The following is a 629-nucleotide window of genomic DNA, read 5'->3' as shown; positions in this document are numbered from 1 at the left end:
GGTGGCCGGCATGACCGGGCCCCACGAAACTTGCAGGAAGTGCGTGATCAGGGTTTCGATGTGATGCAACGTGCGCTCTTTCGGCGGCGGCGTGGTCAGCGGGTGATCCGCCTTGTACGGGCCTTCCGGCATGTTGCGCATGCACTGGTCGATGATCTTGATGCTCTGGCGCATTTCCTCGACGCGAACCATGCAGCGGTCGTAGGCATCGCCGTTGGCGGCCAGCGGGACTTCGAACTCGAAGTTCTCGTAGCCGGAGTACGGGCGCGCTTTACGCAGGTCGAAATCGCAACCGGTCGAACGCAGGCCGGCACCGGTGACGCCCCATTCCAGGGCCTCTTTGGTGTTGTAGGCGGCAACGCCGATGGTACGACCCTTGAGGATGCTGTTCTGCAGGGCAGCCTTGGTGTATTCGTCGAGGCGTTTTGGCAGCCATTCAACGAAGTCCTTCACCAGTTTTTCCCAGCCGCGCGGCAGGTCGTGCGCGACGCCGCCGATGCGGTACCAGGCCGGGTGCAGACGGAAACCGGTAATGGCTTCGATCACCGTGTACGCCTTCTGGCGGTCGGTGAAGGTGAAGAACACCGGAGTCATGGCACCGACGTCCTGGATGTAAGTCCCCAGGAACA

General features: G+C 62.0%; 1 pseudogene. It reads right to left on the bottom strand.

The features are described from left to right. Positions 1–629 (bottom strand): annotated as a pseudogene (locus ACIOZM_RS31950) (NADH-quinone oxidoreductase subunit C/D); the annotation flags it as partial.

Origin of the sequence: Pseudomonas sp. NPDC087346, from assembly GCF_044744235.1 — a bacterium.
Lineage (GTDB): Bacteria > Pseudomonadota > Gammaproteobacteria > Pseudomonadales > Pseudomonadaceae > Aquipseudomonas.
This window is presented reverse-complemented; position numbering and strand designations above follow the sequence as displayed.